A 15,238-nucleotide genomic window follows, 5' to 3' on the forward strand; every position below is an offset into this window, starting at 1 on the left:
AACTGATCGACGGTTCATGATGCCGGCCCGGTGGCGGCCGCTTCGCGCAGGTCGCGCGCCGTCTGTCCGTAACGCGCCTTGAGCGCACGCCCGATGTGCCCCGGGTCGTGCAGGCCCCAGCGGGCGGCAACGGCGGCGGCGGTGCGCCCTGCGTGGGCCGGGTCGAGCAGGTCCCGGCGGATGCGGTCGAGGCGCTCGCTGCGCAGCCACGCGGCGAACGTGGTGCCGGTGTGCCGGAAGAGGCGGTGCAGATGACGGGCCGAGATGCCGTGGGCCGCGGCGACGGACTCGACGCACAGGGACGGGTCCGCGATGTTCGCCAGAGCGTAGACGCGGATGCGGTCGACCAGGTCGGTGGCGGTGTCCACCTGCTCCGGCACACGCTCCGTGAAAGCGGCGACCAGCAGGGAGACGAGCGCGTCGGCGACATGGCTGTCGGCCGGTGCGGCCAGTTCGTCCAGATGGCGTCCGAGGCCCGACAGAAACGCCGCGAGCACGGCCTGGGCACCGCTGTCGGTCGGCAGACGCTGGGCGCTGAGGCGGGCGACGGCGTCGCAGTGGCGGCCGAGCGCGGCGCGCGGGACGCCGACTGCGATGACGTCGCACCCTTCGGAGACGGCGAGCCGATACGGCCGTGTCATATCGAGAACGACCAGGTCACCGCTTCCCGCCGGGGACTGGCTGCGACCTTGGGAAGCGATCGCGTTTCCCGACCCGTGCAACGTCACCTTCAGCAGTTCGGGGTCCGTGGAGGTGATGGCACGCGGCAGGCGCGAGACGACGTGTCCGGAGCCACGAATCCGGGCAACGGCTCCACACCCCAGCGCGGCCGCATCGATGTCGGCACGGAACGCCCCGGCATCCGGAGCCGTCACCGCGAGCGGTGCGAGTACCGACGATGCCGCCCTCTGCAACTGGCCGACGGTGGCGTGGTGTACGTGTAAGGCGCCGGTGTGCATGGAGGTGTCCCCCGCTCAGCCGTTTCCCCGTGAAGGGCATCTCACTTTCTGTGACGACCTGGGGCATTGCGTGGTTCCGTGGCGCGAATCGGCGACCACCTGGGCACGATGTGGAGAGTCACCGCGACGCCGTCTGTGTAGCGTGCTCTGTGGGGGAGCACTGTCGGCCGGGACCACCTGGACCCGGCCGGCCGCACCCTCTCTTTCCCGCCGTCCCCTCAGTGATCCGCACAGCACGGTGTCGGGTCCGGGACCTCGAAGGGAACCAGCACGCCGCCCGCGGCCGGCATCGCGGTCAGGACCAGTGCTCCGTCACGCCATAGCGGGCGTACGTGATCTCTCGTCAGGACCCGTTGGTCCGGAGGGGGTTCGCCGGTCGAGCCGAGCACGGTGACGTGGTCGACAGCCGAGTTCGACAGCAGCTCCGCGATCGTCAGCGTGCCGGTCAGCCGCGAGACCCCTGGGTAGAGGACAGCGCGGCCCGCCTCGTCGGGGGCGCCGGGTGTCACTTCGTAGCCCTTGGCCGTGAGGTGGCGGGCCGCCTCAGCCACCGTCACCGTCTCCGACTCCGACGCCGCCGCCGTGAACGACAGCACGATCCTCGGCCGCTCCCCCCGTACCAGGTGTGTGCAGCCGAACATGTCCTCCGAGAGGGCGAGTTCGGCTGCCAGGGTCTGGAGAAGGTGGTCCGCCTCGCGGAGGGTCGTCGTCTCGGTGTCGACCCAGAAGGTGTTCCCGACGGTGGTCACGAGGGCAGGACCCACACCGGGTTCGAGTAGAACCACAGGTCGTTCCACGGGTCCGCGTCGCCGACGACGTCGATGGCCGGGCCGGACGGGTCGACCGCCGCGCCCATGAGGCCCGTCGCGGAGCGGTTGCCGTCCGTGCCGCGCAGGCGGACGTACAGCGGACGATCGACCGGACCGAGGGAGTACGTGAGGCGGACCCTGCCGGTGGACTTGCCGACCTCGTACGACTTCGCCACCTTCGCCGTGGGCGCGGTGAAGGTGTCCTTGTCCGCGACCGTGCCCGTGACGTCGCCCCGGATGACGTCGACCCGGGCCAGCTGCGGCACGAAGCCGGCCCAGTTGGGGGCGCCCGCGAGGGCGACCTCGACCGTCAGGGTCACCTTCGTGCCCTTCTTGACGTGCAGCGCGCCCCCGAGTGTGGCCCACCGGCCGCCGCCCGAGACACGGACGTCGAGGCCGCTGATGAGCTGACCGTGGTCGACCCAGACACGGCCGGCGCGGATGCCGTCCATGACGGCGGCGTAGGTGAAGCCGTCGGCGCCGACATGGGTGCGGCTGTACTGGCCGGGCCAGTAGTCACCCTCGGTGAGATCGATCTTGCCGCTGTAAACGGGGTCCGTGTGCTTGCCGTTGGCCAGGTAGTCGCTGTCCGGGCCGCCGCGCTTCGCGGTGTCCGTGTAGACGTTGTGGGAGTCGGAGTTGGCGGTGATCCACCAGGGCTTCCCCTCGGCCAGGAGGCTGTCCCACAGGCCGCCGACGGTGGCGGTCATCCAGTCGAAGCCGCCCCAGGTGCGGTAGCTCTCCAGGGGGTACGCGGCGAAGGAGTTGGCGCCGGGGCTGCCGTCGTACAGACCACGGGCGCGGCCCATGCCTACGGACTTCTCGATGCCGGCGGCCTGGTGGCCGGGCGCGCCCTCCATGCCGACCGCGATCTGGCGGCCCGAGCCCGTGGCGTCGCGCCAGGCCCGGATCTCGTGCGGCGAGTCGATGCCCTTGCGCGCGGGGTGGTTGGCGAGCATCAGGATGTCCTTGACCTTGCGTCGCTGGACCTGCTCCGCAAGGAAGTTGAGACCCGCGATGGCGAGGGCCTCGTTGGCGGGCGTCGAGTCCGTGGCCTTCTTCACGCCGCCGTCGTACGAGGTCTCGAACTCCTTGAGGACGGCGACCTCGTTCTTGCCGGGGTGGACGAAGACCGTGCCGTGCTCGGCGGCCGGGATGTTCCACTCCAGGCCCTGGAAGACAAGCGTGTCCTCGTACGCCGCCCGAGCCTCTTTGATGTCCGGATTGACCTTCTCCACGCCGATCTTCGCGTGCGTCTCGTTGCCGTGGTCGGTGATGACCATCCAGTCGAGGCCGTGCCGGGCCCCCTGGCGGACCTGGTCGGAGACGCGGTACTTGCCGTCGTTGCTGTACTGCGTGTGGATGTGGTGGTCGCCGGCCAGCCACAGGAAGCCACCGTTCCTCCGGCGGCCTTCGGAGGCGTACGCGGGGGTCGTGGCCCCTTGTGCGAGAACGCTCCCGGCCGTCAGGCCGGCGCCGAGCAGACCGGCCCGCCGCAACATGGAGCGGCGTGAGTGCTGGTCAGGGGTCAGGGCCTCGTCGGGCACGGAGGTGTCGAAGGCGGCGGGGAGATCGGTGGCCTCGTGGTCGGAATGATGGTGGGGATGCCCATGCACGTGCCCATGTCCATGCCCGTGCGCCTGCCCGTGTCCGTGTCCGTGTCCGTGTCCCATGTCGGCCTCCTCAGTCCCGCGGCGCGGCTGCTGCCGCGTGAGGAGACTCCGCGCGAAACATGAACATCGCTCAACAACAGGGTGATCACCGGGCGACCCGGACGCGGCACCTCGTCCCTGCCCTCACTGTTTCCCCAACTGCTCTTGTACGCCACACTGGTTGACCTCGAACCTGAGCACCGTTCACCTTCCCCCGTTTCCTCCGACTGGAGACGCCCCCACCATGAGAAAACTCGTCGGCACCCTCGTGGCAGGCGCGCTGGCCGCGGCCGGACTCGCCACCGCCGCCACGACCACCACCGCCGCCACGGCCACCGCCACGGCTGCGGCACCCGCGGCAGCCGCCGCCCCCTCCTCGGGCACCTTCAACGTCCTGACGTACAACGTCGCGGGCCTCCCGGAGGGGCTGAGCTCCGGCAATCCGAAGACCAACACCCCGCTGATCTCCCCGCGTCTCGCGCCGTACGACATCGTCAATGTGCAGGAGGACTTCAACTACCACGCGGCGCTGTACGCGGGCGACAACCACCCGTACCGCACCGCGACCAGCGGCGGGGTCCCCTTCGGCGACGGGCTCAACACCCTCTCGGACCACTCGTTCGAGGACTTCGAGCGGGTGAAGTGGAAGAACTGCACCGGCACCAACTGCCTCACCCCGAAGGGCTTCTCACAGGCCCGGGTCCGGCTCGCCGAGGGCGTCTTCGTGGACCTCTACAACGTGCACACGAACGCGGACTCGACGGATGACGCGCTCGCGGCCCGCCGCGCCAACATCGAGCAGCTCTCGGACTTCATCCAGGCGAACTCGGCCGGCAACGCGGTGATCGTCATGGGCGACACCAACACCCGCTACACGCGCACGGGCGACAACATCCGCACGCTGGTCAACGAGAACGGCCTGACCGACCCATGGGTCAAGCTGGTCCGCGGGGGCAGCGCGCCGGCCCAGGGCAGCGACGCACTCGTCTGCTCCGAGACGGCCCCGACGAACGACTGCGAGGTGGTGGACAAGGTCCTCTACCGCGGCAGCAACCTGGTGAACCTCACCGCGACCCGCTACAACAACGAGTGGGCGAAATTCCTGGACTCGAAGGGCGGCAATCTCTCCGACCACTTCCCGCACACGGTCGACTTCTCCTGGTCCCTGCCCGCAAAGCTCCGCGCAAGCGACTTCTTCGGCGGCCCGCACGGCACGGCCTTCAACGACGCGGACAACCTCCCGTCCACGCCCGCGCCCCGCACGCTCACGCTGCGCGGCGACTCCCGCCTGGACGCGGTGTCCCTGACGCACGACACCGGTACGCCCCTGACGCACGGCGGTACGGGCGGCACGGCCAAGTCCCTCACCCTCGCTTCCGGCGAACACCTCACCTCGGTGAAGCTCACACGCGGCCAGAAGGACGGCCGGACCCGGATCTTCTCGGCGTCCTTCACCACCGACAAGTCCCGCACCCTGACGGCCGGTTCGGCCACCTCGGACACCGTGACGTACACGGCCCCGTCCGGCTGGCAGATCGTCGGCTTCACGGGCCGCTCGGGCGCCGAGGTCGACAAGCTGGGAGTGCTGTACGCACCGATCGACTGACCGCGGTTCATGTGGGCCTCCGCCCAGACGTCTTGTACGTTCCGTCCGGGCGGAGGCCACCGGTCACCCGCGTGTGCGTACGGCACTTTTCTGGTGACCTCGGGCCCTCGATGTCGGGTCAGGAGACGGCGGCTTCGGCGAACAGCCGTCGATAGAAGGGGCCGAGGCCGCTGGGAACGGTCAGGAGCTGGAACGCCTGCTCAGCCGGCAGGAGACGACGGTGGGCCATCTCGAAGCGCGGTTCCCACGCAGCCAGACGCACTTCTGCCCGCCATATCGACCGGATCAGCACCAGCCCTTTCTGCGGACCTCGCACACAGACGCCCCGACTGAAACCGAGAAGCCGGCAGTCCGTCACCTCCGCGCAGGCTTCCTCACGGACCTCGCGTCGCATCGTGTCGACCCACCGCTCGTCCCGCTCGGGGCGACCGGCGGGCAGACCCCACCGCTGCCCGTCTCCGCTGACCATGACGATCCGATCTCCGGCGACGCACACCGCCTCCGCGCCGTGCGGCGTACCCGACGGTGGGTCAGGAGGCGGATACCACGCAACGAGCCACTCCTGACCGTTGATGGACGCGGTGAAGTCTGCGCCATTGGCAGCGATGTCGTTCATGGTGTCCTTCCAGGGACACTGTTTGCTCGCCAGGACAGAGCTGTGCGAATCTTCTGGTTCACCTCTCTGACAGGGCTGGTCATGACGCTCGGCATGGTTCTCGGCATGGTCGTCGGCGACTTCTCCTCTCGCGCTTCGACGCGGGAGCGATAGCCCAGCCTGCCCAGTTACTCCCGCACGTGCCACGGCACGCGCGGTTTCACGGCTTCTCCCGCTCCTCGTCGAAGTGCTCTTCGTGCCCCCGCACGTTCGATCACGAGGAGTACGTCGTGTCCACGATCCACTGGACCGAGACCGAGACCCAGCCCCAGACCGAGTCCCGCACCGTACGATCCGCCCGCTGGCATTCCGAGAGCGCGACACCGCCGCCCGGCCGAGTCGTCGTCGCGGACGACCGGATGAAAGCCGACACCGCCCACCGCCTGGCCTGCGAGGGCACGGCGCTGTTGTGGCGGGGCGACTTCCACAACGCACGTCAACTGCTGACAGCGATGGGCCGCCGTATCGACCGAAGGACGCCCCGGTCGGGTGACGGCCCCGCCGAGACCTTCCATCTGCAGCGCCGGGCCCGCAACCACCGCGCCCGCGTGCTGGGCAGGCTCCTCGTCCTGCTGGAGGACGACCACTCCCTGCACCTGCGCAGAGCGCCCGAAGTGCGCCGGGCGTGCACCGAGGCGTACGGTCCGCCGCGCCCAGGCCAAGCAATGGCCGTCTCCCTCAGAGAGCTGCTGGGCGTGATCGGAGCACATCAGTGGCGCCTCAAGGGCGTTGACGTACCGGCCCTCGGCTCTCGCGTCCACGCGCACTACGGTGTGTTCGCCCCCACCAGGGACGAGTACGTCGACCTGGTCGCCCAAGCACCCCTGCCCGCACCGAAGCGCCGCCACCCCCGTCCGCTCACCGCGTTCGACCTGGGTACGGGGACCGGAGTGCTCGCCGCCGTTCTGGCCCGGCGGGGCCTCGATCACATCGTGGCCACCGACATCAGCCCGCGTGCCCTGGCCTGCGCCCGCGAGAACGTCCAGCGTCTCGAACTCGCCGCGCGGATCGAGGTGTTCGGTCCGGCTCTCTATCCCGACGGCCGTGCCGACCTCGTCGTCTGCAACCCGCCCTGGATCCCGGCCCGGCCGGCCTCCGCCCTTGAGTACGGCGTCTACGACCCGGACGGCAGCATGCTCCACGGCTTCCTCGACGGGCTCGCCGCCCACCTCGAACCGGGAGGTGAAGGGTGGCTCATCCTGTCCGACCTGGCCGAGCACCTCGGTCTCAGAACACGCCGCCAGTTACTGACCGCCGTCGAGACGGCGGGGCTGCGCGTGGTGGACCGGACCGACGCCCGGCCGCGGCACGCACGGGCCGCAGACACCGCCGATCCCCTCCACACGGCCCGCGCCGCGGAGGTCACGTCGCTGTGGCGGCTGGCGGCCCGCCAGTGACCACAGCCGGTCTGTATATTAGGCGCAAACCTAGGACTGTTAGGTTGCAGCTTGCCGGAGGAGACACCCCATGGCCCGAGCAGGGCTCACAGCCGCCCGCGTGGTCGAGGCCGCCGCCGATCTCGCCGACGACGTCGGGTTCGAGAACGTCACGGTCTCCGCACTGGCACGGCAGTTCGGGGTGAAGGACGCGAGCCTGTACTCGCACGTCAAGAACGTGCAGGACCTGCGAACCCGGGTCGCGCTGCTGGCGGGCGGCGAGATGATCGACCGGATCGGGGTCGCCGTGGCCGGCCGGGCCGGAAAGGACGCACTCGTCGCGTTCGCCAACGCCTACCGGGCGTACGCGCTGGAGCGGCCCGGGCGGTACGCGGCCACGCAGATCCGGATCGACCCGGCCGTCGTCGCCGAGTCGAGCGTGTTCCGGCGGACCGCCGAGGTGACGTACGGAATGCTGCGCGGCTACGGGCTGTCGGAACCCGATCTCACGGACGCCGTACGCCTGTTGCGCAGCACCTTCCACGGCTACTGCGGCCTGGAGGCCAGTGGCGGATTCGGCGCCCCCCGCGGCGTACAGACGTCCTGGGAGAGGGCCCTCGACGCCCTGCACGTGCTTCTGGAGCACTGGCCCAGGGACGAGACGAAGGCTGCCTGACCGGCCGAGCCGGCGGCAGCGCCTTCGGGAAGCCCGCGGAACACGCCGCGGACAACCTGCGGAAAACCGGCGGAAAGCCTGCGGAAAACCTCACGGAGAGACTGCTTCCGGTCGCCACCCCAGGCGTCCCGCTGACCACTTAGACTGGAAGCTTCGCCAACACCCACGTGTGCCGCCCTGGGGGAGGGAGCGCGCCTTGTCTCAACAGCAGCTGGGACGCGGTCCGTTGAGAACGGATGCGGATTCCGAGCCACCCCCGCCCAGCGGCCCTCGGCCCGCGCGGTTCGTACGGTGGCTGGGCGGCTTCGGCTGCGCGGCCGCCGGTTACGCCGTGTTCCAGTCACTGGTCGGAGTGCTGCCGGACAGCATCGAGGGTGAGTCCGCGCGGTATGCGATCGCCGCGGTGAGCGGCCTCGGCACGGCCCTCGCCGCCTGGCTGGCGGCGGCGCTGGTGCGGTCCCGGTCCGGGGAGAACACCCCGGTGGGCACGGGCCGGGTGGTCGCCGCCGCCCCGCCGCTGTCGGGGCCCGGCCCGTTCCCCGAGCTGTTCTCGGCGACGTACGCCGCCCTCGCCGAGCACGTCTCCGTGGTCGACGACCCGGACGCCGGGCGGCTCACGGGCTGGCCGCACTCCCTGGGCGAGAGCGCGCAGAGCAGGCCGACGCCGGTCGGCACGGCGTACGGGCTGCACAGCACGCTCGACCTCGGCGTCCCCGACGGCCGGCTGAGCACCGGCGACCTGGTCGAGACCCTGTGGCGGCTGCGTCTGCCGGACGGCGGCTGGTCGGCGCGCTCCCAGGGGACCGTGGCCCGCCCGGAGGTGACCGCGCTGGTCCTCGGCGCGCTGGCCCGGGCCGGGGCGGACCCGGCGCGGCTGGCCTCGGAGGTGTCGCACTGCGCGTCCGGCTTCACCCTGGAACTCGACCCTACGGGGCGGGAGCTGACGCATGTCGTGACGACCGTGCTGCGGGGGCTGCTGCGCGCCGCGCCCCATGCGGACGTGCTGCCGCTCTTGAGGGACTCACTCGTCGACGGAGCGATCACCGACCCGCGCCGTCAGCACCGGCGCTGCTGGGGCTACCGGCTGGCGCCCGTCCACGGCCAGCCGTCCCCGCTGCACACCGCCTTGGCCGTGCTCGCCCTGGACCGGGCGGCCCGAGTCCTGGGCGAGAGCGGCAACGCGCGCGCGGCCCGTGAGGACGGCATCCGCTGGCTCCTCGCCTGCCCGGACGCCCCGCACCACTCCTGCCTCGACCTGTCCAACCTCCGCGAGGAGGTGCGCCGACCGCGCCCCGACGACCCCTCACGCCACGAGGTCCTGAACGTACGGCACTTCACCGCCTCCTGGGTCGTCCGCGCTCTGCTCACCCCCGGCGCCCGCGACATAGCGCGCGAGGACGGCCTGGAGGAGGAGTGGCGGGAGCAGGTGAACGGCGCGGCCACCGCCGTATGGGCGGCGCAGACGGACGGCGTCTGGACCTGGGTCCGCGACGACACCGGAGAGCTGCGGCGCCCCATGTGGATGACCTATCAAGGTCTTTCGGCGCTGCGGGCCCATGCCGTATGGATGTACCAACCGCCCGGCTGAGGCGGGCAGATGCGTCAGCGGCATCGCTGGGGCGGGGACACCAGCCGCAGGGCTGAGTGGAGGGAGCGTGCATGGGTGGTCGGCAGGTCCAGGCGGCGCGGCGTCTGCTGGCCGGGGCACTGGACGGCGAACTGCCCGAGCACGAGCGGGTGTTGGCGGCCCGTGCGGTCGTCGCCGAACTGGGCTCCCCGGACCGGCTGTTGGAGCTGGCCGCAGAGCTCGCCTCCGGTGAGGGCGACCCGGAGGGGTGCGCCCGGCTCTCGTACCGCCATGTCCTCGGCTTCGACAAGCTGCTGCTCATCGACGGCGGACCGCACCACATGCTGCGTGCCCACCTGTGGCACCCCGAGCGCGGCGCTGTGGGCAAGGAGGACATTCACAACCACCGGTCCCCACTTGCCTCTTATGTCGTACGCGGGCGCCTGACGATGGAGTTGTACGCGCCCCTGCGCGACGGCGGAATCGAGGCGGACCGCTACCAGGAGTCCCTGTCCCACCAGGCCGCCGACTGGCTTCTGGAGCCCGCGGGCCCGGCCCGGCTGCACCTGACGCAGGTGGCGGAGTACACGGCGGGCAGCACGTACGCCCTTCCCGCCGACACCCTGCACCGCGCGTGGAGCGACACGACGGAGCCGACGGTGACGCTCTTCCTGGAGACCGGCAGCGGACGGCGGCGGCACACCGATGTGTTCACGGCGGCAGGACCGCATCCGGGTGCGGTGTCGAAGGTGCCGCTGGAGGTGGCGGAGTATCTGGGCGAACTCGACGCGTTGGCGGAGCTGCTCCGGAGCTGACGGACCGAGGCGGCCGGCCCCGCTCAGGAGTTCGTGAGCGCCTGCCGCACGATGTCCAGGTTGTACTCGTCGATCTCGACGCTGCTCAGCTCGGCCGGCGTCAGCCAGGCATACGCCTGGTCGGGCTCGGGCAGGGTGATGTGCAGGGAGAGGGCCTTGACCAGGAAGTTGTCCTGCCAGTTCTTGACCTCGTGGCCCCGGTACTCGCTCACGAACGACGATTCGCCGACCTTGCGGACGACCTCGCCGAGGAGTCCGGTCTCTTCCTTCAGCTCCCGCAGCACCCCGTCCCGGGGACTCTCCCCCGGCTCCAGCTTCCCGCAGGGCACGCCCCAGACCCGGGGCAGGAACCGCTCTGTCTCGCTGCGACGCACCAGCAGCACACGCCCTTGGTGCATCACGACGGCGGCGGCCAGTCGCTTGTCGCCGGGGATGTCCATGTCCATGGTTCCTCGGTCCCTTGCCGGTCGGAGTCCAAAGAGTCTTATACCCGCGAAAGCTTCAACCGTACCAGGTTTACGTCGGCAAGCTCGGGCTCAGCGCCTGTACCTCCTCGTACGCCGGGGTGGCGCCCCTCGGCGTCCGGCCGGCCCGGATATCGGCGGCCGTCTCCAGAGCCGCGCCCAGGGCCCGCCGGTACAGCAGCGAGCCGAGGCTGACCCTGCGCACTCCCAGGTCGCCGAGCCGGGTGACGGTGGGTCCGGCGGGTGAGTAGAGGATGTTGAGCGGGACGCCGAGGCCCTTCACGAGGGCGGCGATGCGGTTCTCGTCGGTCAGTCCCGGAACGAACACCCCGTCGGCACCCGCCTGTTGGTACGCGTCGAGGCGACGGGACGTCTCCCGCTCGTCACCGTCGCCCAGCCAGTACGTGTCGGTGCGGGCGTTCACGAAGAGGCCCGGCACGGCGGCCTTCACGGCGACGATCTTCGCGGCGTGCCGTGACGCGGAGCCCAGACCGTCCTCCAGGTTGATGCCGACTGCTCCGACGGCGGCGAGTTCGCGGGCCACCTCGGCGACCTCGTCCGGGTCGTCGCTGAAACCGCCCTCGACGTCGACCGACAGGAGGAACGAACCGTTGCCCAGCGTCAGAGCGAGCGCCAGGGTCGCGTCCCGCGTCGCCGCCGCGCCATCGGGCAGTCCGGCGGCCGCGGCGACTCCCAGACTGGTCGTGCCGATCGCCTCGAAGCCCCGGGCGGCGAGCGCCGCCGCCGAGGCGTGGTCCCAGGCGGTGGGCAGGACCAGGGGCACGTCCCGGTGGTGGAGGTCGGCGAAGGCGGTCATGAGAGGTCGCCCACCGCATCGGCGTAGTACGTGGATTCCGTGAGATGGCAGGCCAGTTGGCGGAAGGACCAGCCGTCGCCGGGAGAGCGGTCGAGCTGTGCCTCGGTCAGCTGACCGAGGCGGTTCGCCCAGATCCGGGCGAGCCGGGTCAGACGGCTGCGGGCCTCGTCGAGGTCTTCCTGTGTGAACGGCGCGCAGTCCGCCTCCGTGGTGCTCGCCGAGGCATGCCAGTGGTCCGGTTGCGGCTCCTCCCCCACGAGCCTCGCCTCCAGTTCGGCCAGGTGGTCGACCAGGTGATCGGCGACCCGGCGGATCGCCTTGTGCGGGGTGTACATCCGGTCGTCGACGTGGGCGGGCTTCCCGTCCCAGGCGGTCCAGGTCGCCGCCACGGCGAGGACGTGGTCGACCATGGCGACGACGGCCTCGGCGGGGTCGCGGTCGTCGGTGGCCGGGCTGTCGTCGACGGCCGGGCTGTCGTCAGCGGCTGGACTGTCCTCGGTGGCCTGCGCCGGTTCCTGCGGGGATTCGCTCATGCCGCAACGCTAGAAGCGCAACGCTTCGGTACCGGCCGAAGCGTCCTGCGGGGCGGGCTCTTGATCGCGCGGCAACCTCCAGCCCGCTCGGCGGCGACTCGGGGGCATGACTTCCGCAACACCCATGACAACGCACCGTCGCCGCAGAGTCGCCCGCAAGCCCGTCGTGGGCTCGCTCGCCGCGGCAGTCGTGCTGGCCGGGGCGTGGTACGCGACCGCCACGGCCACACCCGCCCCGAAGGCAGCAACCACCGGGCTCACCGTCACGAACACCACGGTGAACCTCGGCGCCAAGTTCCCCTACCTGTCGGCCGGCTACGACAACACCCGCGAGTGGACGCGTACGGCGACGGCAGCGGCGCCCGACGGGACCCTCCGAGTGGCCTGGCCCGCGTCCGACGGCATCCACGTCACGCCGCTGACGAAGGCCGGGAAGCGCTCCGGCGCCGACACGGTGGTCAAGGGCGCCAAGGAGGTCGGCGGTCTGGTCGCGCACAACGACGGGTTCGCGCTGCTGACCCGCGTCTCCGACAGCAACAAGTGGAAGGAGACGGCCGCCGCGCTCGTCCGCTACAAGAACGGCAAGCAGGCGTTCCGTACGAAGCTCACGGGCACCTCCTCGCACAACACGGCGCCGCTGCTGGACGGGCAGCTCGGCTGGAACGGCAAGAAGTACGGCGCGTACTTCGTCGTCCACGGCGCGGGCGGCTTCGCCGACGGCCACTTCGGCGACAAGATGGCGTACGTCAGCTCCAAGGGCGCGAAGCAGAGCGGCGGTTGGGGCTGGGGCTGCAGCCACAACGAGGGCATCGCGCTGCGTGCCGAGTCCACCGGGGCGTTCACCTCCCTCTGCTTCGACGACTGGCGTTCGGGCCTGTTCGTGTCGACCGGTATCGGCGCGCCCGACAACGCGCCGGTCGTGCAGCGCGAGCAGTGCTGGGCGGGTTACTGCGGCGGCACGTTCGCGGGCCGCACCGGCGAGCTCGTGAAGTCCTCCAGCGGCCGCTACGCCACCGCCTTCGCCTCCCGTGGCGCCGCCTCCGCCGCGAAGAACCCGGACGACGCCAGCGGGCGCGGCTGGACGGTGAAGCCGAAGACGAAGACCCACCAGGTCGCCGTCGCCTTCCTGAAGAACCGCAACACGCCTGCGGGCAAGCCGGTTTACCTCACGAGCGCCGCCGGCACCGAGCATGTGAACGTCCATGTCGCCCCGTACGGCAAGGACCGGCTCCTCGTCTCGTGGGAGTCGCTGAAGAACGCGAAGTGCGCGAACGGCACATGCACGGGCACCTTCACCGGCACGCATCTGCGCCTGATCGACTGGAACGGCAAGTTCAAGACGCCGGACAAGGTCGTCAAGGCGCGTATCGCGGGTGACATCGCGGTCCTCGCGGACGGCTCCCTCACCTGGGCGTACGCCCCCGTCACGCCGTCCTACACGACGGCGCTCACCGGGGCTTCACCGACCACCAAGACGCTGCGGATCGCCCGTCTGGAGCGCTGAACCGGAAACGCGCCTCGGGGCCGTCGGCCCAGCGCACGCACACGTCGTACGCGCCCTCCACGTCCACGGACACCAGCTCCTGGAGGGGGAGGGCGTCCCGTTCACCGGTGAGACGGGCGAGGGCGACGAAGAGGGTGCCCTCGCCCGCCGCGCCCATGACGCCCGCCGCGCCCACCGGGTCAGATGTGTCCGACAGGCCGAAGACGGGGAGGAGTTCGGCCCGTACTCGCCCCTCCCCCGCCGCCCATCCGGTGACCCGCACCGGTGTCCCGGGGGCCGCGTCCGCCACCAGGTGGGCACGCACCTCCACCGCGCCACGGGCCACCACCAGGCTGGTGACCCGGGCGCCGTCGCCCGCCTCGTGCCGGGAGGCCACCCAGCCGTCACCGGTTCCCAGCGGTTCGATGGCCGTGCGGCTCGGATTCCCGTCCACGATCACGCTGTTGTCGTACGCCCCCGAGTTGTCGTATTCCTCCGAGGGCGCCGTCACCGTCGAGTACGCCAGCCGCGTGTAGTACGGGTCGTAGCGGACGTCTTCGCTGCCGTGGTTGTGGAGGCGGACCAGGCCGTCGGACGACGTGGACTGCAGCAGCCAGTTGGGCGCGGGGACGGAGGTGACCGCGTCCGACCGCTCCGCCGGGCCCGGTTCCTCGGCCGCCGTCCACACCTCGTGGCCGGCGGGCAGGAGCAGGCCCAGGAAGCCCTTGCTCGCCCAGTACGGGGAGGCCGGGCCCGAATAGCCCTGCAGGACGGACGCGTCGGGGCCGTGCCAGCCGAGAGTGAGGAGCCCCTGGTCGTTCACGGCGCCCCGGTCGAGGAAGTAGCGCAGCGCTCCGGAGGCCAGGCGGCGCGTCTCACCCGGCGGCAGCGGCGTACGGCCCGTCAGGGCGCCCAGCCACAGCGGCACGGTCGTCGCGAAACGGTAGGTGAGCGAGCGGCCCTGGTGCATCGGCGCGCCGTCGGCGCCGAACAGGCGGGCGTAGTCGGCGAGATGCGTCTCCAGGCGGCCGCCGTACAGGTCGAGCAGTCGCGGGTCGTCCGCGAGCCAGGCGTACAGCACCGGGTACAGGTGCATCGCCCAGCCGTTGTAGTAGTCGAACTTGCGGCCGTCGCCGTCGGTGTACCAGCCGTCGCCGACGTACCACTGCTCGATACGGTCCAGCCCCCGCTCGACCGCCGCCCGCGACGCCTCGGCCTCGTGCCCGATCTCCTCCAGGAAGCCCCCGACCGTGACCGGGAACAGCTCCCAGTTGCAGGGCCAGGCTTCGGCGGTGAGGGCGTCGCCGAGCCAGGCCGCGGCCCGTTGCCGTACGGCGTCGTCGAGGCGGTCCCACAGCAGGGGGCGGGTCAGGCGCAGGGCGAGCGCGATCGAGGCGGCCTCGACGAGGGGCTGGCTGCGGTCCTCGATGCGCGGCCAGACGCCCGCGGTGCCGGCCGCGAGCCCGTCGGCGTACCGCTCCAGGGCCTTCTCGTCGCGGCGGAAGGCCGCCAGCATGAGCGTACGGGCGTATCCCTCCAGGCCGTCGGAGAGCCGGCCCGACCAGCTCTCCCGGTCGCCGGGCAGGTGGTAGAGGGCGCGGTCCTCGGTCGCGAAGGGCTCCACGGCCGCGAGCAGGGAGTCGGCCGCCGCCTCCCAGTGTGCTCGGGTGTAGCCGGTGAACGGACTGAGGGTGCGGTCCTCGGGAACGCCAGCGGGCATGGGTCGGGCTTCCTGTCTCGCTCGGGTCGTGCGGTTCTTCTCGTTCGGTTCCGACGCTGTGTCTTGCTCGGGTCGTTCGGGTGGGTACCTGGGGCGCCCCGGTTCC

General features: G+C 71.1%; 14 protein-coding genes. 6 read left to right on the forward strand and 8 right to left on the reverse strand.

What is annotated here, in order from left to right:
• Positions 1–14: 14 nt before the first annotated feature.
• The 3 genes from FGD71_RS01760 to FGD71_RS01770 all read right to left on the reverse strand — a co-directional run bounded on the left by FGD71_RS01760 (position 15) and on the right by FGD71_RS01770 (position 3,441).
• Positions 15–959 (reverse strand): AraC-like ligand-binding domain-containing protein, encoded by a 945-nt coding sequence (locus FGD71_RS01760; RefSeq protein WP_119098562.1) that lies wholly within the window; start codon positions 957–959, stop codon positions 15–17.
• A gap of 218 nt (positions 960–1,177) precedes the next feature.
• Entirely contained in the window at positions 1,178–1,708 is a 531-nt protein-coding gene (locus FGD71_RS01765; RefSeq protein WP_119098630.1) for a hypothetical protein, read from the reverse strand.
• Entirely contained in the window at positions 1,705–3,441 is a 1,737-nt protein-coding gene (locus FGD71_RS01770) for a PHP domain-containing protein (protein WP_119098563.1), read from the reverse strand. The genes FGD71_RS01765 and FGD71_RS01770 overlap by 4 nt, the downstream gene beginning before the upstream one ends.
• A 223-nt stretch (positions 3,442–3,664) precedes the next feature.
• Between FGD71_RS01770 and FGD71_RS01775 the strand changes: the two genes are divergently transcribed.
• Positions 3,665–5,026: a jacalin-like lectin gene (locus tag FGD71_RS01775; protein WP_119098564.1), complete on the forward strand. Its 1,362-nt coding sequence runs from the start codon at positions 3,665–3,667 to the stop codon at positions 5,024–5,026.
• Positions 5,027–5,144: 118 nt separating this feature from the next.
• Here the strand turns inward: FGD71_RS01775 and FGD71_RS01780 are convergent, their stop codons facing one another.
• Complete coding sequence (locus FGD71_RS01780) at positions 5,145–5,642, reverse strand: NUDIX hydrolase (RefSeq protein ID WP_119098565.1); 498 nt, start codon at positions 5,640–5,642, stop codon at positions 5,145–5,147.
• Positions 5,643–5,911: 269 nt separating this feature from the next.
• Between FGD71_RS01780 and FGD71_RS01785 the strand changes: the two genes are divergently transcribed.
• The 4 genes from FGD71_RS01785 (at position 5,912) to FGD71_RS01800 (ending at position 10,115) form a co-directional block, all read left to right on the forward strand.
• Positions 5,912–7,078 carry a methyltransferase gene (locus FGD71_RS01785; protein WP_240436341.1) on the forward strand — a complete coding sequence of 389 codons (1,167 nt, stop codon included), beginning with the start codon at positions 5,912–5,914 and terminating at the stop codon, positions 7,076–7,078.
• Between the two features lie 70 nt (positions 7,079–7,148).
• Positions 7,149–7,733 (forward strand): TetR/AcrR family transcriptional regulator, encoded by a 585-nt coding sequence (locus tag FGD71_RS01790; RefSeq protein WP_119098566.1) that lies wholly within the window; start codon positions 7,149–7,151, stop codon positions 7,731–7,733.
• 196 nt (positions 7,734–7,929) lie between these two features.
• Positions 7,930–9,321 (forward strand): hypothetical protein, encoded by a 1,392-nt coding sequence (locus FGD71_RS01795; protein WP_119098567.1) that lies wholly within the window; start codon positions 7,930–7,932, stop codon positions 9,319–9,321.
• A gap of 71 nt (positions 9,322–9,392) precedes the next feature.
• Positions 9,393–10,115, forward strand: a complete 723-nt coding sequence (locus FGD71_RS01800) for a hypothetical protein (protein WP_119098568.1) — start codon at positions 9,393–9,395, stop codon at positions 10,113–10,115.
• Positions 10,116–10,138: 23 nt separating this feature from the next.
• On the opposite strand, the gene FGD71_RS01805 is transcribed toward FGD71_RS01800, so the two are convergent.
• From FGD71_RS01805 to FGD71_RS01815, 3 genes are all read right to left on the reverse strand, one after another.
• A complete protein-coding gene (locus FGD71_RS01805) occupies positions 10,139–10,561 on the reverse strand; it encodes an NUDIX hydrolase (RefSeq protein ID WP_119098569.1) in 423 nt (140 codons plus the stop codon).
• Between the two features lie 70 nt (positions 10,562–10,631).
• On the reverse strand, positions 10,632–11,396 hold the full coding sequence (locus FGD71_RS01810; protein ID WP_119098570.1) for an isocitrate lyase/PEP mutase family protein: 765 nt from the start codon (positions 11,394–11,396) through the stop codon (positions 10,632–10,634).
• Positions 11,393–11,806 carry a hypothetical protein gene (locus FGD71_RS01815; RefSeq protein ID WP_119098632.1) on the reverse strand — a complete coding sequence of 138 codons (414 nt, stop codon included), beginning with the start codon at positions 11,804–11,806 and terminating at the stop codon, positions 11,393–11,395. The genes FGD71_RS01810 and FGD71_RS01815 overlap by 4 nt, the downstream gene beginning before the upstream one ends.
• 229 nt (positions 11,807–12,035) lie before the next feature.
• Here FGD71_RS01815 and FGD71_RS01820 point away from each other — a divergent pair, with 229 nt between their 5' ends.
• A complete protein-coding gene (locus FGD71_RS01820; protein ID WP_119098571.1) occupies positions 12,036–13,433 on the forward strand; it encodes a hypothetical protein in 1,398 nt (465 codons plus the stop codon).
• Here the strand turns inward: FGD71_RS01820 and FGD71_RS01825 are convergent.
• Positions 13,378–15,132, reverse strand: coding sequence for a DUF2264 domain-containing protein (locus FGD71_RS01825; protein ID WP_119098572.1), 1,755 nt, complete (start codon positions 15,130–15,132; stop codon positions 13,378–13,380). The genes FGD71_RS01820 and FGD71_RS01825 overlap by 56 nt on opposite strands.
• Between the last annotated feature and the right edge of the window lie 106 nt (positions 15,133–15,238).

Source organism: Streptomyces sporangiiformans (assembly GCF_005768555.2).
Lineage (GTDB): Bacteria > Actinomycetota > Actinomycetes > Streptomycetales > Streptomycetaceae > Streptomyces > Streptomyces sporangiiformans.